We start from the raw sequence: 21,991 nt of genomic DNA, 5'->3' as shown, positions 1-21,991 counted from the left end.
CTGAGCGAATGAAGTTTAGAAACCTCTTTTCAGCCCAGTTCCCTTTTCTCATTATTGAAGGTTGATAACTTCACGACTATTGCGATCTGCTTGTTATCCTGAATCCATACAAACTTCAGACCCGCGACGGGACCCCGCACGGTTCGGACCGAGCGTTTCACCTCACTCGTCCTTGCGGAAAACCCAATCGAATGGTCAGGCGCCCATATTGGTCGCCTGACCATTCGCATCTATCGGATACTTGAGCCGCCAAACGGATCGATTCATATGGCGCTTTGCAGTCTTCCCGAAGAAACTACACATCAAACTTCAAAACCAGAGCAGAACCATAGTAAGCAAACAAAGAGACATTCGACCCGCGTAAGCCACGCTGCCGGCTATACCCTCAGCAAACCAATTGCGTCGCGTTACTGCGTGATGCGGTTGCAACACGTCTGACAGGCAATTAAACCGGCTCTTAAAACTTAAGCGTGGTGCAGAGTGTTCAGCACGGGCGCAGCCCTGCCGTATATAACAGTATCCGAAGGCGGTAATGCGCATGGTTCCGATAACCCCGGCCAATGCGTTTCAAGTTCTTCGCCGTCAGATTCGCTGCCTCACTCCTGGCGTTCGTCAATCTGGTTCTAACGAACACCAGCAACTCCCTGCGCCATCCGGTCAACGTCCGGAACAGCGACTTCGCCTCAACCATTGTTGTTGCTCGCACGGACTTTTCCAGCACCGCCCACCGGGATTGGAACTCATGGATATTCGTAGCTTTCAATAGTTCCCGCACATGCTCCTTGATCGCATAGATCACTCCGAGTTCCGGGTCTGATTCCAAGATCAGCTTCAACCGTTCAACCTGCTTGATCGACAAGTTCTCCAGATTGCAAGTCAATAATTTCCGGTACTTGTAAGCCGGATCAGCAGCCCGGCCACGACGATCAAAGACTTCGTGGGAGCGACGTCGGCGGACCTGGGTGATCATCAGATTCGCCCGCTGAATCACGTGGAAATGATCCACGCTAACCTTTACCTTCGGCAGATTCTCCCGCACCGCCTTGCGGAACTCCGATGACATGTCGATCGCGACGTACTGCACCCGTTGGCGCCAATACCGTGGCCGATTCTTCAGCCACCGTTTCACCGCCGTGCCGCGGCGTCCGTCCACGATATCCAGAATCTTTCCGGTATCCAGATCAGTAAACACAATCGACCACGGCTCAATCCGCACTACTTTCCCGGTCCGGCCCCGTGCGTAGCGGACTTTGCGAAACCGGTGCTCATCAATGCCGAGCCGGCGGATGAACATGCGGTCCACGTCCCCGACCAGTTCACCGATCGTGGTTAGCCGGGCCATGACCGTAGGCCAAGACACCCCATGCGCGGCAGCGACCCGGGACACTGCCCTGAGTTCGGAACTCATCTCGTCCACGAACTGTTGGGAGAGTCGTGTGGTGATCCTGGCACGGAACGGGAGTTGCTCGGTGGTTTGAACGAATGAACGGCGTTCGCAGGCCGATTCCTGGCAGGCCATACGGCGTTTGCGCACCAATACCTGCAGGTCGGTGCCGCCGACTGGCACGTCCTTCACCCGATGTATTGGTCTGGCCTGGATTCGTTGGGTGAGCACTCCACAGGTGGGGCATGCTGCTTCGGTAGCTTTGGGCTCGATGAGGGCTTGTCGTCCGTCTGCTTCGTGGGTGGCGCTGATGACGCGGTAGTCGTTGAGGTTCAACAGAATCGACGCAGCATCGATTGGCCCGGTATCCTTGAACACGGCTCGTAGTTCCTTGCTGATGTATGTCTAGACAACACTCATCTTCGCAGAGGACTGCGGGCCTTACTTCTTTTTCGGGGTCACCACGCTAAAACTTGAAGAGCCGGTTTACCGGGACAATCCCCACCATGAATGAGTATCTGAATCGGGCGAAAGAGTTGAAGACTCCGTTGCTTGTGGAACTCAAGGTCTCAGGACATGAGGCGCCTGGCTTTATGGACCGTTTCCTCAAAGAGATTGACGCGGCCGGCACCGCCGAGCAGAACATCTATCACTCGCTGGATCCCGCGGCGGTCAGTGAACTGAAAGAACGGCGTCCCGAACTTCGTGTGGGGCTCAGCATGGCCATGAGCCTTGGGGCGATCCCGGAAGTTGAGTGCGACTTCATTGTCGTGGAGCAAGCGTCCTTTGACCCTGAACTGTTGGCGATGGCCAGGGAAGCGGACAAGCCGGTCTACGTCTGGACGGTTAATGAGGAACAGAAAATCCTAGAGCTCCTAAGAGATCGCGCCAATAGGTGTGCAACATCCGCAGTAAGTATTAATGACAGCGTAATTAACCACGTCAGGCACGTCATTAAGCAGTGAAGCAGGCACGGACAGTGTTAAACAAGGTTTGTCTAGAACCGTTTACACAAGAAGGTCACGTGCCTGCCCTACCATCTTCCATCATCGAGCCTCTCTGGCGCCAATTCGAAGCGTTGATCCCAGATCGGAACGTAACCCATCCACTGGGCTGCCACAAGCCACGGATCAGCGACCGGATCATCTTCGACAAACTCATCCAAGTCCTCGTCCTGGGCGCGGCCTACGAGAAAATCAGCGACACGACCTGCTCGGCCACCACCATCCGACGGCGCCGCGACGAATGGATCACCGCAGGGATCTTCCGCGAACTGGAGCAGATCTGCCTGGAATCCTACGACCGGATCATTGGACTGGACCTAGAGAATCTCGTCATCGACGGATGTCTGGTCAAAGCGCCGTGCGGCGGTGAAGCCGCCGGAAAATCCCCGGTAGACCGCGGCAAGCAAGGCACCAAACGCTCGCTGATGACCGACGGGAAAGGCATCCCGGTCGGCTGCATCACCGCAGGCGCGAACCGGCACGATTCCCCGTTGCTACGCCCCACGCTCGAACGCCTTTCCCGTTTCGGCTACCAGCTGCCAGAGCAGATTACCGTGCATCTGGATGCTGGATATGACAGCCGTAAAACACGGGAGCTGCTTACCGAGCTGGGTTGTGATTGGGAGATCAGTACCAAGGGCGAACCCTTGCAGGCCGGGGTCCGCTGGGTGGTGGAACGAACCAATTCGTGGCACAACCGGGGGTTCAAGAAATTGGCGATCTGCACCGAGCGCAAGGTCCGGGTCATTGACGCGTTGATCAGCCTCGCGAACAGTGTCATCGTGATCCGCAGGCTGATCGGGGAAGCGTGGGCGACCCATCGGTGGGATACGAGGCCTAATCGAAAGCCTTAAGAATCGTTTGTCCCCTATTGGCGCGATCTCTAAGTCTAGGAGTGGATGGAATTGTCACCGACAGCGTGGACGTCGCGCTGCGAGACCGGGACTTTGTGGCTGAGAACCCGAGGTCTGATTACCGTGTTGGTGTAGCTCTAGCGCACCTAGACCTCTTCAGATAAGAGCACCAACATTTGCGAGCTGTTCTGATTCTGTCTCCACCCTTGGGTTGATCCGGGCGCTCTAAAGTCGTCCTTGTATGCGAGGTATTGGAAGTGCCTACGGATCTAGGCTTGAGACTGTAGCAATTGCACACCTTGATCTCGTGAAGGAATTTCATGCGTGGATTTTCATCGTCCGACCTTTCTCGCAACATTGCCCGAATGTCGGCGAGCACAGCATTTTTAGCATTAGGCGTAGGTCTGGCAGGGTGCGGCGCAGTGGACTCCTACGACAAAGCAATTTCCGATGCGTGGTCTGTGACCTATGAAGTCAGCGTGGATGGTGCCTCCGACGACACTTTGAGCGAAGTCTCCTATCTTGAGGCGCAAAAGCGTGGCGAGGAGTCGGCTGAAGTCACCGAAGATACGGTGACAGCTAATGCCGACGAGAAGAAGAAATCTCGCAAGGTCTGGTCCGTGGAAAGTATGGTCACCGCAGAACAAGATGCGGCCATTGCTGCCACGCCGGGGAAAGACGCAACGGCAACCTGCAAGATTCTCCTAGACGGTGTTAAAGAAATAGCTTCTGAAACGGGCGTACCAGGCCAACGCGTGGACTGCGAAGCTACGACCCCGGCGTTTAAAGGAAAATAAATTGCCGCCATCCTTGGCGATTCTGAATTCAGAATCGTCCAGAGAGCTCTAAGAATTTGGGGTCGTTTCTGAGACCCCCTCCACAGCGAAGAAAAAGAGACCGGGATAAGATAGTCGTTAGCCTTCTTTAGGTTTCGAAACGATTGGAACGGGATAAAACGCTGTGAACGACAGAATGAAATTCGGATCTACTTGCCCGGATCATTCTGCTCAGTTGCACCCGGCGACCCGCGAGGTGGCACCAACCTTTTCGCAGATTCCCGGATTCCTTCGTCGAATTTGGCGTCTTAGCCATGCGCGAGTTTTCCGCTACCTAGCTGTCATTAGCGTGATTCAGCTGATCAACGGACTAGGCGTCTTGCCGGCTATCAAGTACCTGTTTGGGCTGGCCCTTGAAGCTAGTCATTTGGAAAACGTCACCGACCGTACCTATACGGAATTGCTGACCCATCCGATCTCCCTTCTGTTGATACTGGCCATCGCGATCCTTGGTTTTGCGGCCATTAGTTTGCAGTTCGTGGCGTTGATCGTGATGGTCAATCGGCAACAATCAGGCCGCCCACCAAACCTGGCTGACATGGTCAGGGATACTCTTACGGTGATGCGCAAGTTGCTGCGCTATCCATCTCCACTGTTGATGGTTTACTTCTTCCTGGCGTTGCCAATGGGCGGCTTGGGCCTCTCATCGGTATTGATTCAAGGTGTGGGTATTCCGCCGTTTATCACCCGTGAGTACCTGAAGGTCCCGCTAAGCACGGGCCTTTATGCATTGATGATCGCCGCGATCTTGTGGCTGAACCTACGTCTGATTCTGACCCTGCCACTGTTGGTTATTGGCGAGAAAAAGTCATACGCAGCATTGGGCGGAAGCCTCAAAGCAACGCATAAGAACTTCTTCCGATATCTTCTGCTTGTGGGTCTGCCACTAGGGATAGCCGCGTTGAGCGCCTCGCTGTTGGTAGAAGTTCTGGCGTGGATCTCCGAGATGGCCACCAACATCATGACTGCGCAAAGCTCTGCGGTGGTTGCGAGCTTGTGCATCGGGGTAGGCCATACCCTAGGGTTCATGATCATCGGTGCTGCCACAGTGGTGGCCCTGCAAATTCTGGTCGCTTTGGGACGTGACCACCTCGGACTCACCTCCGTCTTTGAGGAGTACACGCTACGCAAGCGCACTGTGCAGGCCAAAGCTACCCGTGCCTCGGTAGAGGCGCTGGCTTTTGGTCTTGCGGTCTCCGCCAGTTTGTATGCCGCTCCGGCCTTGGGCCAAACAACCTCCAGTGCCGAAGACAGTTTGGTGATAGCCCACCGCGGTTATGCCGCCGGTGGGGTGGAAAATACGCTTGGTGCTCTGGATGCCGCTGCCGAAAACAAGGCCGACTATGTTGAAGCGGATTTCCAGCAGACCAAGGACGGAAAGTTCGTCGCAAGCCACGACACCAATCTGCTGATGGTTTCCGGTGTCAACAAGAATATCTACGACATGACCGTGGATGAGGTACAAAAGGTGACCGTCCGAGAGGGTGGCTTCACCGACCACATTCCCACCATGGCGGAGTACTTGAAGCATGCCAAAGAACTTGGAATACCGGTTCTAGTAGAGCTCAAGGTCAACGGGCATGAGCATAGGGGATACCTCAAGGAATTCCTCAAAGAAATCGATGCGGCCGGGACTGCAACCGATAATATCTACCACTCGCTCAACGCTCCTGCAGTCAAGGAAATTAAGCGCCAACGCCCTGAACTTCGTGTTGGTCTCACTGTGGCCATGAGTGTTGGCAGGCTGCCACAGGTGAACTGCGATTTCTACACGTTGGAACAGGCATCGTTCCGTCCAGACTTGCTGGATCAGGCTCACGAGCAGGGTCAGGAAGTCTACGTTTGGACCGTTAATGACGAGTCCAAAATTCGGGAGCTGTTGAGCCTGCCGGTAGATGGCATCGTGACGGACCAAGTTGAAATGGCGATAACTGACCGCCAGATGGTTGCTAGCGAACCAGCCAGCGAGTATCGAGTCGGCTATTCGTTGGCGTACCTGGACCTGTTCCGGTAATACCGAGACGGCTCTGTGCCCTCTTGTTTAATTGGTACCAATAGTGGAACTATGGTGTCATGCCATTGGTAGACGCCGTTGTGGCGCAGATGAGCCAAGGTCTTAATAAGGTTCGTTTCTCAAAGCTGACCAAAGCTTGCAGCGCATGATTTGGGTATTCCGCGTCAAGGTTTTTTGGCGTAACCCGTGGACGTTCAAAACACCAACGGGACAACTGGGTCTTATTAGGTGAAACTAGGGCCTCCGGTTATCAAGGAAATGGGGAAGGGAAGATGGCAACTGAAGAATCAGTGCAAGTAACTCGCTATAAGTACAGTGTTGCGTGGTCCGCTGAAGATGATGAGTATCTCGCCACCGTGGCCGAGTTCCCGTCACTGTCCTGGCTGGCCGAGTCCCAAGCAACTGCACTGTCGGGGATGCTTGGTCTGGTGAGAAGCGCGGTTGCTGACTTATCCAGAGCAGGCGAAGAAGTGCCAAGCCCATTTGCCACACGTGAGTACAGCGGAAATATTCGACTGCGAGTGTCACCCCAAAAACATCGGGACCTAACAATCAAAGCTTCGGAGCAAGGCGTTTCGCTTAACCGCTATCTGAACGAACTGCTCTAAGTGCGCCAGTTCCGGTTGATCAGGACGGTTGGATTCCACTAGAGCGCGACGGTGTGCAGTTCATATGGCGTAGCATATATGTTACGCTAGAATCCACGCCGAGGAGGGTTCAATGGAAGCGCCAACAACATTTTGGGACGATCTAGCTAAGGATCTTGAGGATCCGGAATTCCTCAGGGAGTACGTTGTCGAATCGATCCGGATTGCCACTATCGACAGCATCGTGAATGGTCTGGATGAGGCTCGCGTTGCCGCGGGATTGTCGAAAGCTAGCCTGGCCCGCGCTATAAGTGCTGAGCCGGCAACAATGCGACGGCTCTTTTCTGGCAGTGCATCTAATCCGACACTTGGGACGCTCGCCGAAGTGGCTGCGGCTTTGGGCATGAGGGTAAAGCTTGAACCTCTACCTAAATCAGAACGCTCGGCGCTCACCCGGCCGCTACTCGAAGGAAGATCTGCCAACACGGAAGAATTGGCTGAATACTTAGAAAAACTCCGTCAAACTACGAAGGCTTCAAGAGCTGCGTAATAATGGACTCAAGCAAGAGGCCGTGGGTTTCGACTGAAATATTCGTCGCCTAGCTTGCGCACTGCAGCGTAGTCTTCATCTGAAAGCGTCGTTCGAGTTGGTTTGCTTCGACCGTCAATAATTACAAGCAAAGGCTTGTCGAGTCCTTCTGCTTCGTAATCGAGTCTGCAGAAAAGACGGAAATGTTCTTTCTTCTTTGGGCCGTCGACGCGAATCTCAAACCATCCAGACATATCGCCGTGCATTGCTTCCCAGTATCCGCCGCCAGAGAAGCTTTTTGGAGGGGCCTCGGCCACTGCGATAAGTACTGCCCTCATGGTTGCCCGAACTTTCGGTGGGCAGGATTTTAGAAAATCTCGACCTGGAGAAGGTTGGTTCGGATCACCATCCTTATGGCGCTTGAAGTAAACCAATGAATGTACATCATCGCTGGAGGGTGCTCGCTTTGCCTGCGAGGTTGCTTTTAGTGGCAAGCGTGACTGCTTAGAGGGCTTACGTTGTCTCTTATCCGGACTCATGAAGCGAGATTCTACGCATCGCACTCAATGAATGGGCCAAATAGTATCTTTGGCAGGGATAAATCTGCCCTCTGTCCGGCGCATTGGCTCTACTAGTCTCGTGCACAAGGTGCTTGCGGTGAGGTTACTGGGTAGCGACTAGATGCCCTCCTGTAGGACCTTCGAGTCCTGTTTCTTGCTATGAAAAACAAGCCCTAAATCGCGTGCTGAGCAAGGATTGGTTTCTCGCTCCAAGTATTTACTTGGAAGCCCTAGTATTTAGTAGGATGTCCAACTATATTTGTGGCTAACCGCATCTTTGGAAGGCCCGAGCATGTTTGAAATTACCGAGGACCAGCGCGCACTAGTAGATATGGTGCGTGATTTTGCAACCACCGCATTGGAACCAAACGCGGCGAGCTGGGACGAAAATAAATACTTTCCCGTAGAGGTTTTGGCCCAAGCCGGTGAATTGGGAATGGGTGGCATCTACGCCACCGAAGAGTTCGGCGGCTCCGGACTGACCCGCAGTGATGCGGTGCTGATTTTTGAAGAGCTTGCCAAGGCTGATCCGACCATCGCAGCCTACATTTCCATCCACAACATGGTGGTCTGGATGATCGATACCTTCGGATCCAGAGAACTGCGTGAGCAGTGGATCCCGCAGCTGGCCTCCATGCAGTCCTTGGGTAGCTACTGCCTAACCGAACCCGGCGTGGGTTCAGACGCCGCAGCTCTTCGCACCCGAGCAGTGCGCGAAGGCGACGAATACGTGCTCAATGGCGTTAAGCAATTCATCTCCGGCGCGGGATCTTCGGCCGCTTACGTTGTTATGGCTCGCACCGCGGACACCGGATCGCGTGGCATCTCCGCGATCCTCGTCCCTGCCGATGCTCAAGGTTTGTCCTTCGGCCCTAACGAAAAGAAGATGGGCTGGAACGCACAACCTACCCGACAGGTCATCCTCGACAACGTCCGAGTACCCGCAGGCAACCTATTGGGAGCTGAAGGTGACGGTTTTGGCTTTGCCATGAAGGGTTTGAACGGTGGCCGCCTGAACATTGGTGCATGCTCGCTAGGTGGCGGACAGAAAGCCTTAGAAAAGTCAGTTGCCTATCTCAAAGAGCGTGAAGCTTTTGGCGGCCCACTAACTAATCAACAGTCTTTGGTTTTCAAACTTGCCGATATGGAAACCGAATTAGAAGCCGCCCGCACTCTACTGTGGCGGGCGGCAGCAGCGTTGGATGCAGGCGCACCCAACGCAGTGAGGCTGTGTGCCATGGCCAAACGACTAGCCACCGACGCAGGATTTAATGCTGCCAATTCCGCCATACAGCTCCACGGCGGCTACGGATACTTGGCTGAATACGGGTTGGAGAAAATTGCCCGTGACCTTCGAGTGCATCAGATCCTTGAAGGCAGCAACGAGATCATGCGCCTGATCGTAGGCAGAACCTTGCTGGACTCATAGAGTTCCGGGTTGCAGACTGAAACCCAACGAACAAGCCTTCAATGAAGAAGAGAGAATTTCAATGGTCAAGAACATCGCATTCATCGGTTTGGGTCACATGGGTGGTTATATGGCCGCCAACCTGGTCAAAGCAGGACATCAGGTCACAGGCTTTGACCTCTCGGCTCCAGCCCTGGAAGCTGCGATCAAGGCTGGAGCGAATATTGCCGAATCCGGGGCCCAAGCAGTGACGGATGCCGACGTTGTTATCACCATGCTTCCCGCCGGTCGCCACGTAATCGGCGCGTTCGAGGGACCGGACGGACTACTCGCAGCAGCCCCCAAAGGCACGCTGTTCTTGGAATGCTCAACCATTGCCGTGGACGATGCCCACACAGTGCATCAGATGCTCAGCGCCGCCGGACATCGCGGTGTGGACGCCCCAGTATCCGGCGGAACCACCGGTGCAGAAAACGGGACACTGACCTTCATGGTTGGCGGCAGCGACGCAGATTTTGCCGACGCAGAAATCATCTTCAAAGATATGGGCAAGCGAATTGTGCACTGTGGCGGCCCTGGCGCCGGACAAGCGGCGAAGGTCTGCAACAACATGATCCTCGGCGTGAGCATGATTGCCGTTTCTGAAGCTTTTGTACTGGGTGAAAGCCTCGGACTGTCCAATGAAGCGCTCTTTGATGTGGCCTCCGCAGCCACCGGCCAATGTTGGGCGCTGACCACCAACTGCCCAGTCCCCGGACCGGTACCAACAAGCCCGGCCAACAAAAACTTCGAGCCAGGCTTCGCCGGTGCATTGATGGCCAAGGACCTCGGCTTAGCGGTCCAGGCGGTGGACGCCGCAGGCGTTCAAGCCCGACTGGGAGTGGCCGCCGAAAAGATCTACCGAGACTTTGCTGCCGGTGAAGGCGAACGCAAAGACTTCTCCGGAATTATCAACGAGATCCGAGCTGCTTCCGCCGCAGCCAAGCCCGCCAACTGATCTGGTCAACCCTAGCTTTATTGAATACGAGGAACAATGAGCACTTCTAACACTGATCCACGCACCGAAAACCTGCTCAACGGTTTTGACCAGCCCATGTGGATAGATGGCGAAAAAACCGAATCGAGTACCGGTGAATGGCGCGAGGTCCGCAACCCGGCGATCCGTGAAAGTGTCATCGCCCGAGTGCCTGCCGCCGGTATCAAAGATGTGGATCGAGCGGTTGACTCAGCTCGCAAGGCGTTTGGTGCATGGCGCGGGGTGCACTTCACCGAGCGTGCCCGGGCACTGGCCAAAATCGCCGACGACATTGAAGCACGAGCCGAGGACTTCGCTAAGCTCACCTCCCTTGATACCGGCAACGCGCTGCGCACCCAGGCCCGCCCGGAAGTCACCACGCTGGTGGCCCTGTTCCGCTACTTCTCCGGCATCGCGGGCGAAGTCAAAGGCACCACACTGCCCGCTGGCGAGAACCAACTGCAGTACACCCGACTTGAACCGTTGGGAGTGGTCGCGTGTATCTTGCCGTGGAACTCACCGCTGATGATTGCCGGCTTTAAGATTCCAGCGGCGCTAGCAGCCGGAAATACTGTCATCCTCAAAGCGGCCGACGATGCGCCGCTGACCATCTTGCTACTTGCCGAAATCTGCAACCGACACCTGCCCGCAGGAGTGCTCAACGCGTTGACCGGTCGCGGATCCGTGATAGGTCAGGCCTTATCCGAGCACCCTGGCGTGGACAAAGTCTCCTTCACCGGATCAACCGACGTAGGTCGAGGAGTCGCCCGCACCGCAAGCGAACGCCTTGCACATGTCTCTCTGGAACTAGGCGGAAAGAATCCTTCGATTGTCTTCCCCGATGCCGTAGACGATGAACTGATTGATGGGCTGCTGGCCGCCTCGCGCTTCACCCGTCAGGGGCAAAGCTGCACCGCCGGATCGAGGCTTTTCCTACATGAAGACGTCTATGACGAAGTCTTGGAAAAGCTGACCCTTAAGCTCGGAGCGCTGAAGGTGGGTGACCCGCTGGATGAGGCCACTGACATGGGCGCGATCATCAATGCCAGCCAGCACCGCCAAATCAGTGACTACCTGCAAGAAGGTCGGAACAACTCGGCGCTGACCGTAGCTTTGGGTGGAGACGAGCCAACTTCAGGGCCACTGACCGAAGGGTACTTCCACCAGCCCACCGTTTTTGGCGGAGCAAGCAATGACTTCCGTCTTGCACAAGAAGAGATTTTTGGGCCAGTGCTGGTGGCTATTCGTTGGAAAGAAGTCGACGAGGTCGTGAAGATGGCCAACGATTCGCACTATGGTTTGGCCGCCTACGTATGGAGTCACAACCTAGATAATGCGCTGAACACTGCCCACCGTGTGGAAGCAGGTTGGGTTCAAGTCAACCAGGGAGGTGGCCAAGTGGTGGGCCAATCCTATGGTGGCTACAAGCAGTCAGGCATCGGGCGCGAAGTATCTCTAGAAGGAATGCTGGCCGGCTTCACCCAGACCAAACAAATCAACGTAAAGTTGCGCGGCTAGAAGCAACAAAATGGGCCGAGTAAAAGCTAGTTCGCTTGGTGAAGAACGAATGATGCTTTGATAGAGGCAGGACTGATCAACTGGCCCGGAGATGGGTCAGCGCTAAGGGGCGGACTATGAGTGTCGAACAGCAACCGGATCTAACAGGTAGCCTGCGCGTAGAACGCAGTGGCGCGGTGGCAACGCTGTATATCGATAATCCGCGTCGACGTAATGCGGTGTCCAAAGATATGTGGGGACAGTTTGCGACCCTGCTTTATACCCTGGCTGAAGACGACTCGGTACGCGTGCTGGTAGTTCGCGGGGCCGGAGAGAACTTCAGTGCCGGTGCTGATATCAGCGACTTGCGCGCAATCTTGCATGATGCAGAGTCAGGCCGTCATGACGGTGGACATGTCAGCGCCGGAGAAAACGCGTTGGCAGCATTCCCTAAACCAACTATCGCGGCGATTGATGGTTATTGTGTCGGCGGTGGTTGGCAGATAGCCGGAGCCTGCGATATCCGCATCGCTAGCGAGCGTGCCCACTTCGGGATTACTCCGTCCAAGATTGGCATCGTTTATCCCACCAGTGGCATTGAACGTCTAGTGCGTCTTGTGGGCCCTGGCGTAGCCAAGCAATTGCTGTTCAGCGCTGACTTCATTGATGCGGATGAGGCGAAAAACGTTGGGTTGGTTGGAAGTGTTTTACCGGTTCAGGGGTTCTGGGAATGGATCGAAAAGTACGCACAACATTTGGCGGGGCGTTCGGCCCTGTCAATTCAAGCCATGAAAGCTATTGTTGACGCGATAGCTGTGGGTGGCATTGACCTAGAAGAAATCAACGCCTATTGGCAGCAGCAGATGGATGTCTCGGATGATCCAACGACCGGTATTACGGCGTTCTTAGAAAAGCGGGCACCCGAATTCACTTGGAACCGTACGGTTGCCTTGGATTAGCGTGTTGGGAATGAACGCTCGCCGAAAATCCGCACCACATAGCGCCAGAACTCTTGGGAAGGATCCGCCGTGGGGAAGACCAATAGCGCTGATATTCAGATTGCTCAGATGACCCAAGATCACTGGGAGTCGGTATCCACTATTTATGGGCAAGGGATCACAACCGGGCTGGCAACTTTTGAATCAGAGGTTTCGTCCAAGGAAAAATTCTTTGGTGCGAAGATCCCGGAGCTGACCTTGGTGGCGCTCGATCCCGAGGGAAATGTTGCCGGTTGGGCTGCTGCCGCACCTATTTCAGAACGCTCCGCCTACCGTGGGGTGGTTGAGCATTCGGTCTACATTGATCCGCAATGCTCGGGGCGTGGGATCGGAACCATACTGCTTCAAGAGCTCATCAAACGGGTCAATGAGCAGGGTTATTGGACGATTCAATCAGCGATTATTTCCGGCAATGAAGGTAGTAGATCACTGCACAAAAAAGTTGGTTTCCGGGAAGTCGGCCGCCGAGAACGTATTGCGAAGGGCGCATGTGGTGAGGTTGCCGGACAGTGGATGGACACGTACCTGTACGAGCTGAGGCTTTGAGTGGACGGCAGTGAGCTGACCGGCTCGCTAGGGCGGGGTCATCTGAACTAATGAAGCTACTTTTTTGCCACCAAGGCTGCGCTTAGGGATTCCAGTGCGCCGGGAACCACGGAGAAGTAGGCCCAGACGCCACGCTTTTCGCGGTGTAAAAGCCCTGCCTCCACCAAGATTTTCAGGTGATGGGAGACGGTGGGTTGCTTCAGTCCCAGGGGTTCGGGCAAGTCGCAGACGCACGTCTCAGATTCCTTGTTCGCCGAGACAATCGAGAGAATGCGAAGCCGGTTGGGATCGCTGAGCGCCTTAAAACGAGAGGCGAGTAGCTCGGCTTCTTCTGCCTGAAGGATGTCTTTGTCCTCAGCTGGAACACAACATGGAGATTCGAAAGGCTGAAGGTTCAGGCCCGACTCGGTGCTTGTGTCCGTACTCATTGTTTGGGCCGCTTTCGTAGTTCCGTCAGAGATTGACAAACGTCGATATATGCAAGGATACTCGAAATATCGATAGTCGTCGATGTCTAATCTTGGAGTGATAATTCAGTGACACCCGCGCCAATGCCCGACACCGCCCCCGTGGCGGCGAAGCTCTCTTTCCTAGACCGATATTTGGCACTATGGATCCTGCTAGCCATGGCCATCGGGCTGGGGTTGGGACGCATCTTTCCTGCGCTGGGTGAACTGTTGGACCGCTTCACTGTCGGTGGGGTTTCGGTTCCCATTGCCATGGGGCTCTTAGTGATGATGTACCCGGTCCTAGCCAAGGTGCGTTACAACGAAACCTCTCGAGTTCTCACTGATAAAAAGCTCATGATCACTTCGCTGGTGATCAACTGGGTGCTGGCACCGGCCTTCATGTTTGTCCTGGCCTGGATCTTCCTCGCAGACCTCCCCGAGTACCGCACGGGGCTGATCATTGTTGGTTTGGCTCGCTGCATCGCGATGGTGTTCATCTGGAACGATTTGGCCTGCGGTGACCGAGAAGCGGCAGCCGTGCTGGTAGCCATCAACTCGATCTTCCAAGTCGTTGCCTTTGGTGCGCTGGGTTGGTTTTACCTCCAGTTGCTGCCTTCCTGGTTAGGGCTGGAAACCACCAGTGCAGAATTCTCCATAGGTGCCATCACCGCCTCGGTACTCGTCTTCTTGGGCATTCCACTGCTGGCTGGTTTCTTGACCCGAACCCTGGGTGAAAAAGCCAAGGGCAGGGATTGGTACGAGGGTAAATTCCTGCCAAAGATTGGCCCGTGGGCGCTCTACGGTCTGTTGTTCACCATTGTTCTGCTCTTTGCCTTGCAGGGAGATAACATCATCTCCAAACCGTGGGATGTACTGCGGATGGCGCTGCCGCTACTGACCTATTTTGTGGTGGTTTTTGGTGCTGGAATGCTCATTGGTCGAGCCCTGAATCTTGGCTACCCACGCACCACTACGCTGGCTTTCACTGCAGCTGGCAACAACTTTGAGCTGGCTATCGCGGTGGCCATTGCCACCTTCGGTGCAACCAGTGGACAAGCGCTCGCTGGCGTGGTTGGTCCACTGATCGAAGTACCAGTTTTGGTGGCACTTGTGTATGTGGCCCTCTGGACCCGCAAATTCTTCCCATCCACTGAACTCGCAACTACTTCGGCCTAAGGAATCAACTAACCATGACTGAGCTCCACAAACCTTCGGTACTCTTTGTCTGCGTTCACAATGCAGGACGTTCACAAATGGCTGCTGCGTACCTCTCCCATCTTTCCGAGGGCAAGATTGAGGTCCGTTCAGCCGGTTCCGCACCAGCTGATTCGGTGAACCCTTCAGCCGTGGCAGCCATGGCCGAAGAAGGCATTGACATGTCGGCTGAAACTCCAAAGATTCTGACCACCGAAGCGGTGAAAGAATCCGATGTAGTGATCACCATGGGCTGCGGAGATACCTGCCCGATCTTCCCGGGTAAGCGCTACGAAGACTGGAAGCTGGAAGACCCAGCCGGTCAAGGAGTGGACGCCGTACGTCCAATCCGCGACGAGATCCGCAGCCGGATCGAAACCCTGATTTCCGAGTTGCTACCAGCTAACTAGCCACCTAACGCAGTCCTTACGCAAAGGAGAATGCCATGAGCTCAACCTATCCGGTGATCGTAATTGGTGCAGGACCCATTGGCCTGGCCACCGCAGCACACCTGCGTGAACGCGGTCAGGAAGTATTGGTTCTGGAAGCAGGAGAGCAGGCTGGTTCGGCCATCAAGCAGTGGGCACACATCAAGCTCTTCTCTCCTTGGCGGTTTAACATCGACGCTGCCGCTCAGCGTCTGTTGGAAACCGCAAGCGAAGGCTATGCAGGGGAGTGGGAAGCACCGCGAATCACCAAACTTCCTACCGGCGGCGAACTGGTCAGCGAGTACCTTCAGCCGCTGGCCGCGCATCCCGAACTGGCGCCACGCATTCGTTACGGTCACCGGGTTATCAAGGTCAGCCGCATCGCCGCCGACGGGCGCGGTGTAGACAAGACTCGCGGTGCCAATCGGGACGAAACACTATTTTTGGTGCGCGCCCAAACTAACGAGGACCAAGTAGATCTCATTGGTCGCGCCGTGGTTGATGCCAGCGGAACCTGGAACCAACCCAGCCCAGTAGGTCGAGCAGGTATCGAAGCCATCGGAGAAGCGAAAGCCCGCGAACGCGGATATATCCTCGGTGGTCTTGTTGATCCGCTAGGTGCTGATGAGCAGGAATTGGCTGGAAAGTCCTTGCTGGTTCTCGGCGCCGGGCACTCGGCAGCCAACACCATCATTGCGCTGGGTCGATTGCAAAAGCAGTATCCCGAGACCAGGGTCGTGTGGGGCTTGCGTGGGGACGCGAATCCGATTCGCCTCTATGGCGGTGGCGCCGCTGATCAGCTGCCTGCGCGAGGACAACTGGGAACCAGCCTGCGCCGACTGGTAGAAAACGGCAACGTGCAGCTACTTGAAAATGTGGCTGTGGCTTCGCTGAAGTCCGAAGAGCAATTGACGGTGTCCCTGTCCGATGGCCGGGAGCTTGTAGTGGACCGCATTATCGCGGCGACCGGTTTCCGCCCAGACCTGCAGATGCTTTCCGAGCTTCGTTTGGATTTGGATGAAAGTGTTGAAGCACCACGACAGTTGGGGCCACTAGTTGATCCCGAGTTCCATAGTTGTGGCACGGTCACCGCGCACGGAGAAAAGTTGCTGGCTCATCCGGAAAAGAACTTCTACATCGTCGGAATGAAGAGCTACGGACGCGCCCCAACCTTCTTGATGGCAACCGGGTATGAGCAGGTGCGCTCCATTGCCGCCGCGTTATCCGGCGATAGCCAAGCCGCTGACCGGGTGGAGCTGGACCTACCGGAAACCGGAGTCTGCTCTACGGATCTGGGTGGCTCATGTGATGCCCCGGCACAGGAAGAATCTTCGTGCTGCAGTAGTGGACCGCAGCCGGTGGTCTTCGGGCTATCAACCGGAACGTTGCATGGGAATGCACAGTTGGTCGAGGGAACTTCAAGCGACTAGGTGCTTCTTCGGCGCTCCCCTTCGGTCCGTCAGCGGGGTGTCTGCAAAGAAGATCAGGACGCGCGCGAGAGGTACTCGTCCAAGGCGCGACGGATGACCTCGCTGGGCTTTATCTGGTCATGCTCTGCTCTTTCGATTAACTTCTCATCCATGTCTGCAGGTAGTCGTACAGATCTGGCGGGAGATATGCCGCGTCCACTGAGGGACGGTTTCCCAACGGCGCGATGCACCGCTATTTTCGAACCTAAGGCAGTTGCGAGTAGATCCATTCCGGCACCCGCAGCTTCGGATTTACTAATCAACGCATTTTCAGAGATCTGCGCAGTTTCTGCCCAAACCTCTAGCTCTTTGATCTCAGTTTCGCTCAACATGTCAAAGGTGCCTGAGCTCTTGATGGGTGGATTCTTCTTATGCATGTCTACTGAGTGCTTTCTCGCACAATATTCAAAATCTTCTTTCGAGCCTCCATGGCGTGAAAGTTGAAGACCTTGTTTGGCGGGGTAACTACCGCCATAACTTCTAGCAACTTTGAGCGGTCTCGTAATGGACCGATGAACAGGTCGGGGCGACCGTGCGATCCGACACTGGGCTTGGCAAATTTCTCTTCGCGATACTGATAATTCAAAATAGCGTTCAATGCATCTCTGCGGTCTATGCCGTGTTTGTCCGCACTGTTAGAGAATTCCAATGACACAGGAATATTGTCACACAATATTGATTGGAATCAAGAAGATTTTTTCCGATGGGGAAAACTCAAGCGACGCTGAGGGGTGCCAGCAAAATCCCCAGCGAGACATAGCCTTACAGCGCAAGGTGAGCAACCCTAATTGCTCAGTGTTGTAACGATCTCTAACCAGAGGCAGGCCACCGGAAAACATCTAGCAAGCCATGGTCTGCTTGAAAGCCTTTGGTGGGCGTCCTTTGGTTTAGGGTGAAGCAAGGAACCGGCCCTCTAAGCATTAGCTCTGACAGTCGGTCTGACCCTAGGTGTAATGCTGCGGCAGCCTGGGGTTGCTTCTTCTAAAGTCCTGGATGTGGATCTATAGGACAAATGGGGGAGCGGGCTCAAACCTGGAAGGGTTGATCCCTTGAATCTTTCATCTCTTGAGGAAGCGCACCGACTGCCGTGCCCTTGATGACGAACAACCATGAAGCTATGGATAAAACAGGAGCCACGAGTTGCTAGTACATGAGCGCAATGTGAACTCGCTGAGGTGTCAGGCAATTAAAAATAGGTATGGCGGGCATACTTCAAAAACGGATTCAATAACCTAAACCCGACCGGCGCGTTAATGCTTGCGTGAACCACACGGAGTGTTAATTTGTGGGTATGCCAAACCCCGAAGTCACCGACGCTGAACGCCGACTGCTCAAAGACTACAAGAACACTGCTCCCCACAAGCTCGTGGTGAATAAAGCAGAAGCAGTACTCCTGCTTTCTGCGGGTGTTGACCCGGTGATCGTTGCTGACTTCGTGGACCGTGAACCTTCCACGCTGGAGGACTGGGCCCGGGACTGGAGTAAGCAGCGTATGGCGTCTTTGTTTACAGGTCATGCAGGAAACCTGAACCGTAGTTTCCTCACTGAGGAGCAACGAGAGATTGTCGCTCAGGTCCTCTCCCAGCCGCCAGGTGACCAGTACTTGCCAGCACAGTTCTGGGATGTCCCGAAACTAGATCACTGGTTATTCACGACGTTCAACGTTGAATATGCGTCTGCGACTTCGTATCAGTTCTTGTTGCGCATGGCGGGGTTGTCTTTTCATAAGCCAGAGAAGTTTGACCGCAGACGAGGCGATGACAAGGCCATTGACCTGCGGATCAAAGAGATCCGTGAAGAACTCACGGTCCCGTTAGCTGACGAGGACACGTTGGTCTTCGCTGCGGACGAGGTGCGTATTGATCAGGAAGCCGTTGTCCGGCGGGCTTGGTATGAGAAGGGCACGAAAACCGTGGTGAAGGTTGACCGGCAGAAGGCTTCGCAGTCGTTTATCGGGTTCTTGGATCAGAATACGGGCCAGTGTTTGACGTTGCGGTTGGATTGGCAGAACGCCACCACGATCCTTGAAGCTGTGCAAACGTTGGTGGGGTTGCATCCAGGGAAACGGATTGTGATTGTGTGGGATAACGCGGCGTGGCATAAGAACCAGTTGCTACGTGTAGAGCTAGCTCAGGGCGAAACGTTGCAGGATGTTCATTTGATCAGTTTTCCGCCGTACGCTCCGGATCATAATCCGGTTGAGCATGTGTGGAATGATGCGAAGAACGCGATCAGTAATGTTCAACGTGATGACTTTGAGTCGACGGTGGCGGCGTTTGAAGCGCATATCCGGTCACGGTTGTTTGATTACAAGATTTGAGGTTCTGGCTGACCGTTTTTGATATATGAGAGCCATAACTGACTTGTTAAAAGGTGATTTCGTTCGGTTCTTTGATGCGCATGATCCACGTTGCTTCTTTATCGAGAACGCTTCGTGAATCCATCTTCCTCCGGGCATACCCGGAAGACTTTTTGGACTGGGTTTGGACGTACGTCGCGTTGATATCCCGCTGGATTCCGTGTGGATTCCGCGTGGATTCACAGTTGCATTCGGGATTGCGGCGGGATTCAAGTGAAGACGTCCAGGAGCCGCACTTGCTCGGTTCATTGGGCGGTCCAGATTCCCACCGCCACTCTGCATGCGTAGACACGCAATTTCTTCGCTGACAGCGAACCGTTTATGCTGAACCGTACGAAAAATCATTGCAGCAACGCGTGCAGATTGAACCTTTCTCTAGTGAGGCACCATGGCAGGAACACAAGATCCCTCCAGCACCCCAACCGGAACGACAGTTAAGCCCAAGCAGCTTCGCTCGCGCCACGTCATGATGATTACCCTCGGCGGAATCATCGGCGCAAGCTTGTTCGTCGGTTCGGGCAACGTCATCCGTTCGGTGGGTCCAGCGGCAATTATCTCTTACCTCATCGGCGGCTTGCTGGTATTTCTTGCCATGCGGATGCTCGGTGAGATGGCAGCTACCCGCCCTGCGGTCGGTTCCTTCATGGAGTATGCCCGAGTAGGGCTGGGCAATTGGGCCGCGTACCTGGTGGGTTGGCTGTACTGGTATTTCTGGGTCGGAGTGCTCGCCTACGAAGCGGTGCTTGGCGGTGAAACCCTGAACTCCTGGTTTGCTTTCCTCCCTGCCTGGACCTGGTCGCTGATCCTGATCCTAATCTTCATCGGCACTAACGCCATCTCTGTGCGTACCTTCGGCGAAGTCGAATTCTGGCTGGCAAGCATCAAGGTCTTGGCCATCGTGGTCTTCCTCGGCGCTGGTCTGCTCTTCGCGTTGGGCCTGTGGCCTGATACCGAAATTTCGGTGAGCAACTTGTGGAATCATGGCGGGTTTGCCCCGAATGGCTATGGGGTGGCGCTCACCGGTGTGGCACTGGTGATTTTCTCCTACTTCGGCACCGAGATCGCCGTGATGGCAGCGGCCGAGTCTGAGGACCCAGCCAAGGGAATTAAACAGGCGACCAGTACCGTGATCTGGCGTATCCTGCTCTTCTTTGTCGGAGCCGTATTGATCATCACCATGGTGATTCCATGGGATGAGCTGCCTGAACCAGTGAACGTAGCCGCAGCCCCGTTCACCAAGGTCTTTGAACTGCTCGGTTTGCCGGGAGCTGCGATCATCATGCAGCTGGTCATCTTCACCGCGGTGATTTCCGTGCTCAACTCTGGACTGTATTCGGCCTCGCGCATGTTCGCCGCGCTGGCTGATCAAGGGTTCGCTCCTAAGTTTGTGGCCCGCCGTTCCAAGAACGGCGTCCCATTGTGGGCTTTGGTGGCTTCCACTTCCGGTGCGGTGATTGCGACTATTGTGAACTTCGCTGCTCCCGATTCGGGAGTCTTCGACTTCATCATGAACTCTGCCGGCCTGGTGGCGTTGTTCGTCTACGTCTTCATTTCGTTGACGCAGATGCGCTTGCGCCAGAAGATGACCTCCGAAGAGGTTGCGAATCTGAAGCTGAAGGTGTGGCTGCACCCGTGGCTGAATATTGTGCTGTTTGTTGCTATCGCGGGCGTGCTGGGAGTCATGCTCAGCTCCGAGAGCGGTCGAACCCAGGTGTGGACCAGCTTGCTGGCCACCGCGGTGCTCGTCGCCTTCTGGCCGCTGGTGCGCAAGAACCTGAAGAAGCGCGGAACGTCTCAAGACGCCCTGGCGCTGAACAACGGCACCGAAGGTGAGCGCGTCAGCGAACACTAGGAATCATTGAACAAATGAGAATCGCCCTCAACCATTGATCATGGTTGAGGGCGATTGCCGTTCTGGCCCGGAGTGAGTGACCCGAAGTGAGAACCAAAGGGCATCTGGTCGGTGCCTAGGAGTACGGTAAAGGCATGACCTCATCAAAGATTTCCTTGGGCGCAATCAACATGACCGCCGACAACCCACAAACACAGGCCACCTTTTGGGCAGCAGTAACCGGCAACCAAATTTCTGGTGGAGGCGACAGCTTCTACCTGGCACCTGCCAGTGCTGACGGCTTTGGAATGTTCTTCCAGCCTGCCACCGGGCCACGTTTGCAGTCGCAGGACGCTCATATGGATCTCACGGTCCCTTGGGGAACACGGGAAGAAGAAGTTCAGCGGGTGATCGAACTGGGCGCTACACACAAATGGGATGTCCTCGGAGAATTTGAGCACGTTCAGTGGACTACTCTGGCAGATCCAGAAGGCAACCTCTTCTGCATTGCGGAGCATCCTCCGGTTCACTAATTCTTGGCCTTTCTGGGCAGATAATAGAGGGGTATTTCTTTACCGAGTTCCTTGCCGGTGAACCCCAAAATCGACGCACCGTATCCCCAGCCTCTTGCTTTATCAGCGAGGTGGGCGTGATGGAAAGATGGGGCGCCTGCCGCAGCGTGAGTTTGCTCCGATTCTTGGTGTGACGCCTTTTGCCGTTTCAGCCCTCGCCATCCGCGCACGTGACGGTCAGCGTTAGGCGTATCTTGCAGCACATCTGAAGGATCCGTGCGTGCTGTCGCAGCGGGACGTTGATGCGCGCAAGCATCTTCTCCCTTTGATCCTTGGCTCTAATAAAAGCAAAGAAGAGAAGGCATTAAAGCAGCACAGTAAAGTGGCTCTTCCGAATTCAGAGTGTAGATACCTAAACCCAACACCACAGCTCACAGGCATGTCATAAATCAATAAAAAGTCGAGGCCTTCACGAGAATGGAAGTTACCACACTAACGATTCTTGAAAGACCTCGAC

At 55.0% G+C, this 21,991-nt stretch carries 21 protein-coding genes; 17 read left to right on the top strand and 4 right to left on the bottom strand.

The features are described from left to right. Window positions 1–484: 484 nt before the first annotated feature. Entirely contained in the window at window positions 485–1,762 is a 1,278-nt protein-coding gene (locus ACT3RW_RS15765) for an ISL3 family transposase (protein ID WP_444612499.1), read from the bottom strand. 128 nt (window positions 1,763–1,890) lie between these two features. Here ACT3RW_RS15765 and ACT3RW_RS15760 point away from each other — a divergent pair, with 128 nt between their 5' ends. From ACT3RW_RS15760 to ACT3RW_RS15735, 6 genes are all read left to right on the top strand, one after another. Beyond that, window positions 1,891–2,349, top strand: coding sequence for a hypothetical protein (locus ACT3RW_RS15760; protein WP_444614411.1), 459 nt, complete (start codon window positions 1,891–1,893; stop codon window positions 2,347–2,349). A 59-nt stretch (window positions 2,350–2,408) separates the two neighbouring features. Continuing rightward, entirely contained in the window at window positions 2,409–3,242 is an 834-nt protein-coding gene (locus ACT3RW_RS15755) for an IS5 family transposase (protein WP_444613281.1), read from the top strand. A gap of 320 nt (window positions 3,243–3,562) precedes the next feature. Further along, window positions 3,563–4,039: a hypothetical protein gene (locus ACT3RW_RS15750; protein WP_444614410.1), complete on the top strand. Its 477-nt coding sequence runs from the start codon at window positions 3,563–3,565 to the stop codon at window positions 4,037–4,039. 175 nt (window positions 4,040–4,214) lie between these two features. After that, a complete protein-coding gene (locus tag ACT3RW_RS15745; RefSeq protein ID WP_444614409.1) occupies window positions 4,215–6,092 on the top strand; it encodes a glycerophosphoryl diester phosphodiesterase membrane domain-containing protein in 1,878 nt (625 codons plus the stop codon). A 272-nt stretch (window positions 6,093–6,364) separates the two neighbouring features. Then, window positions 6,365–6,700 (top strand): type II toxin-antitoxin system HicB family antitoxin, encoded by a 336-nt coding sequence (locus ACT3RW_RS15740; protein WP_444614408.1) that lies wholly within the window; start codon window positions 6,365–6,367, stop codon window positions 6,698–6,700. Between the two features lie 112 nt (window positions 6,701–6,812). Then, window positions 6,813–7,229 (top strand): helix-turn-helix domain-containing protein, encoded by a 417-nt coding sequence (locus tag ACT3RW_RS15735; protein ID WP_444614407.1) that lies wholly within the window; start codon window positions 6,813–6,815, stop codon window positions 7,227–7,229. Window positions 7,230–7,237: 8 nt separating this feature from the next. On the opposite strand, the gene ACT3RW_RS15730 is transcribed toward ACT3RW_RS15735, so the two are convergent. Beyond that, window positions 7,238–7,747 (bottom strand): hypothetical protein, encoded by a 510-nt coding sequence (locus ACT3RW_RS15730; RefSeq protein WP_444614406.1) that lies wholly within the window; start codon window positions 7,745–7,747, stop codon window positions 7,238–7,240. A gap of 313 nt (window positions 7,748–8,060) precedes the next feature. On the opposite strand from ACT3RW_RS15730, the gene ACT3RW_RS15725 reads away from it, so the two are divergent. From ACT3RW_RS15725 to ACT3RW_RS15705, 5 genes are all read left to right on the top strand, one after another. Next, window positions 8,061–9,197: an acyl-CoA dehydrogenase family protein gene (locus ACT3RW_RS15725; protein ID WP_131089403.1), complete on the top strand. Its 1,137-nt coding sequence runs from the start codon at window positions 8,061–8,063 to the stop codon at window positions 9,195–9,197. A 61-nt stretch (window positions 9,198–9,258) separates the two neighbouring features. Beyond that, window positions 9,259–10,173: a 3-hydroxyisobutyrate dehydrogenase gene (gene mmsB, locus ACT3RW_RS15720; RefSeq protein ID WP_444614405.1), complete on the top strand. Its 915-nt coding sequence runs from the start codon at window positions 9,259–9,261 to the stop codon at window positions 10,171–10,173. Between the two features lie 36 nt (window positions 10,174–10,209). Then, a complete protein-coding gene (locus ACT3RW_RS15715) occupies window positions 10,210–11,709 on the top strand; it encodes an aldehyde dehydrogenase family protein (RefSeq protein WP_131089401.1) in 1,500 nt (499 codons plus the stop codon). Between the two features lie 116 nt (window positions 11,710–11,825). Continuing rightward, window positions 11,826–12,647 (top strand): enoyl-CoA hydratase/isomerase family protein, encoded by an 822-nt coding sequence (locus tag ACT3RW_RS15710; RefSeq protein WP_444614404.1) that lies wholly within the window; start codon window positions 11,826–11,828, stop codon window positions 12,645–12,647. 69 nt (window positions 12,648–12,716) lie between these two features. Further along, window positions 12,717–13,232: a GNAT family N-acetyltransferase gene (locus ACT3RW_RS15705; protein ID WP_444614403.1), complete on the top strand. Its 516-nt coding sequence runs from the start codon at window positions 12,717–12,719 to the stop codon at window positions 13,230–13,232. Between the two features lie 56 nt (window positions 13,233–13,288). Here the strand turns inward: ACT3RW_RS15705 and ACT3RW_RS15700 are convergent, their stop codons facing one another. After that, the gene (locus ACT3RW_RS15700) at window positions 13,289–13,660 is read right to left on the bottom strand and encodes an ArsR/SmtB family transcription factor (RefSeq protein WP_444614402.1); all 372 of its coding nucleotides are present in this window, start codon (window positions 13,658–13,660) and stop codon (window positions 13,289–13,291) included. A 123-nt stretch (window positions 13,661–13,783) separates the two neighbouring features. On the opposite strand from ACT3RW_RS15700, the gene arsB reads away from it, so the two are divergent. Genes arsB through ACT3RW_RS15685 form a run of 3 tightly spaced genes read left to right on the top strand, consistent with a single transcriptional unit; the run spans window position 13,784 to window position 16,733 of the window. Continuing rightward, the gene (arsB, locus tag ACT3RW_RS15695; RefSeq protein ID WP_131089852.1) at window positions 13,784–14,857 is read left to right on the top strand and encodes an ACR3 family arsenite efflux transporter; all 1,074 of its coding nucleotides are present in this window, start codon (window positions 13,784–13,786) and stop codon (window positions 14,855–14,857) included. Window positions 14,858–14,871: 14 nt separating this feature from the next. After that, entirely contained in the window at window positions 14,872–15,285 is a 414-nt protein-coding gene (locus ACT3RW_RS15690; RefSeq protein WP_131089398.1) for an arsenate reductase ArsC, read from the top strand. 35 nt (window positions 15,286–15,320) lie between these two features. Next, window positions 15,321–16,733, top strand: a complete 1,413-nt coding sequence (locus ACT3RW_RS15685) for an FAD-dependent oxidoreductase (protein ID WP_444614401.1) — start codon at window positions 15,321–15,323, stop codon at window positions 16,731–16,733. A gap of 53 nt (window positions 16,734–16,786) precedes the next feature. Here ACT3RW_RS15685 and ACT3RW_RS15680 read toward each other — a convergent pair whose 3' ends face one another. Next, window positions 16,787–17,149, bottom strand: coding sequence for a hypothetical protein (locus ACT3RW_RS15680; RefSeq protein WP_131089396.1), 363 nt, complete (start codon window positions 17,147–17,149; stop codon window positions 16,787–16,789). A gap of 908 nt (window positions 17,150–18,057) precedes the next feature. Here ACT3RW_RS15680 and ACT3RW_RS15675 point away from each other — a divergent pair. The 3 genes from ACT3RW_RS15675 to ACT3RW_RS15665 all read left to right on the top strand — a co-directional run bounded on the left by ACT3RW_RS15675 (window position 18,058) and on the right by ACT3RW_RS15665 (window position 21,495). Then, complete coding sequence (locus tag ACT3RW_RS15675; RefSeq protein WP_444614400.1) at window positions 18,058–19,092, top strand: IS630 family transposase; 1,035 nt, start codon at window positions 18,058–18,060, stop codon at window positions 19,090–19,092. Window positions 19,093–19,519: 427 nt separating this feature from the next. Next, window positions 19,520–20,983 carry an amino acid permease gene (locus ACT3RW_RS15670; RefSeq protein WP_444614399.1) on the top strand — a complete coding sequence of 488 codons (1,464 nt, stop codon included), beginning with the start codon at window positions 19,520–19,522 and terminating at the stop codon, window positions 20,981–20,983. A 134-nt stretch (window positions 20,984–21,117) separates the two neighbouring features. Further along, window positions 21,118–21,495, top strand: a complete 378-nt coding sequence (locus ACT3RW_RS15665) for a VOC family protein (protein ID WP_444614398.1) — start codon at window positions 21,118–21,120, stop codon at window positions 21,493–21,495. The last annotated feature ends 496 nt before the right edge of the window (window positions 21,496–21,991 follow it).

The organism is Glutamicibacter sp. AOP5-A2-18 (genome assembly GCF_052446055.1).
GTDB lineage: Bacteria > Actinomycetota > Actinomycetes > Actinomycetales > Micrococcaceae > Glutamicibacter.
The sequence above is the reverse complement of the archived record's forward strand: the minus strand, read 5'-3'. Positions and strand labels throughout refer to the sequence as shown.

Bases quoted from the DNA above. Each gene is read 5' to 3' on its own strand.
- ACT3RW_RS15670 (WP_444614399.1), top strand. From the start codon at position 19,520: ATGGCAGGAACACAAGATCCCTCCAGCACCCCAACCGGAACGACAGTT.
- mmsB (WP_444614405.1), top strand. From the start codon at position 9,259: ATGGTCAAGAACATCGCATTCATCGGTTTGGGTCACATGGGTGGTTAT.
- ACT3RW_RS15680 (WP_131089396.1), bottom strand. From the start codon at position 17,149: ATGCATAAGAAGAATCCACCCATCAAGAGCTCAGGCACCTTTGACATG.
- ACT3RW_RS15750 (WP_444614410.1), top strand. From the start codon at position 3,563: ATGCGTGGATTTTCATCGTCCGACCTTTCTCGCAACATTGCCCGAATG.
- ACT3RW_RS15700 (WP_444614402.1), bottom strand. From the start codon at position 13,660: ATGAGTACGGACACAAGCACCGAGTCGGGCCTGAACCTTCAGCCTTTC.
- ACT3RW_RS15725 (WP_131089403.1), top strand. From the start codon at position 8,061: ATGTTTGAAATTACCGAGGACCAGCGCGCACTAGTAGATATGGTGCGT.
- ACT3RW_RS15735 (WP_444614407.1), top strand. From the start codon at position 6,813: ATGGAAGCGCCAACAACATTTTGGGACGATCTAGCTAAGGATCTTGAG.
- arsB (WP_131089852.1), top strand. From the start codon at position 13,784: ATGCCCGACACCGCCCCCGTGGCGGCGAAGCTCTCTTTCCTAGACCGA.
- ACT3RW_RS15690 (WP_131089398.1), top strand. From the start codon at position 14,872: ATGACTGAGCTCCACAAACCTTCGGTACTCTTTGTCTGCGTTCACAAT.
- ACT3RW_RS15745 (WP_444614409.1), top strand. From the start codon at position 4,215: ATGAAATTCGGATCTACTTGCCCGGATCATTCTGCTCAGTTGCACCCG.
- ACT3RW_RS15685 (WP_444614401.1), top strand. From the start codon at position 15,321: ATGAGCTCAACCTATCCGGTGATCGTAATTGGTGCAGGACCCATTGGC.
- ACT3RW_RS15710 (WP_444614404.1), top strand. From the start codon at position 11,826: ATGAGTGTCGAACAGCAACCGGATCTAACAGGTAGCCTGCGCGTAGAA.
- ACT3RW_RS15740 (WP_444614408.1), top strand. From the start codon at position 6,365: ATGGCAACTGAAGAATCAGTGCAAGTAACTCGCTATAAGTACAGTGTT.
- ACT3RW_RS15760 (WP_444614411.1), top strand. From the start codon at position 1,891: ATGAATGAGTATCTGAATCGGGCGAAAGAGTTGAAGACTCCGTTGCTT.
- ACT3RW_RS15665 (WP_444614398.1), top strand. From the start codon at position 21,118: ATGACCTCATCAAAGATTTCCTTGGGCGCAATCAACATGACCGCCGAC.
- ACT3RW_RS15715 (WP_131089401.1), top strand. From the start codon at position 10,210: ATGAGCACTTCTAACACTGATCCACGCACCGAAAACCTGCTCAACGGT.
- ACT3RW_RS15730 (WP_444614406.1), bottom strand. From the start codon at position 7,747: ATGAGTCCGGATAAGAGACAACGTAAGCCCTCTAAGCAGTCACGCTTG.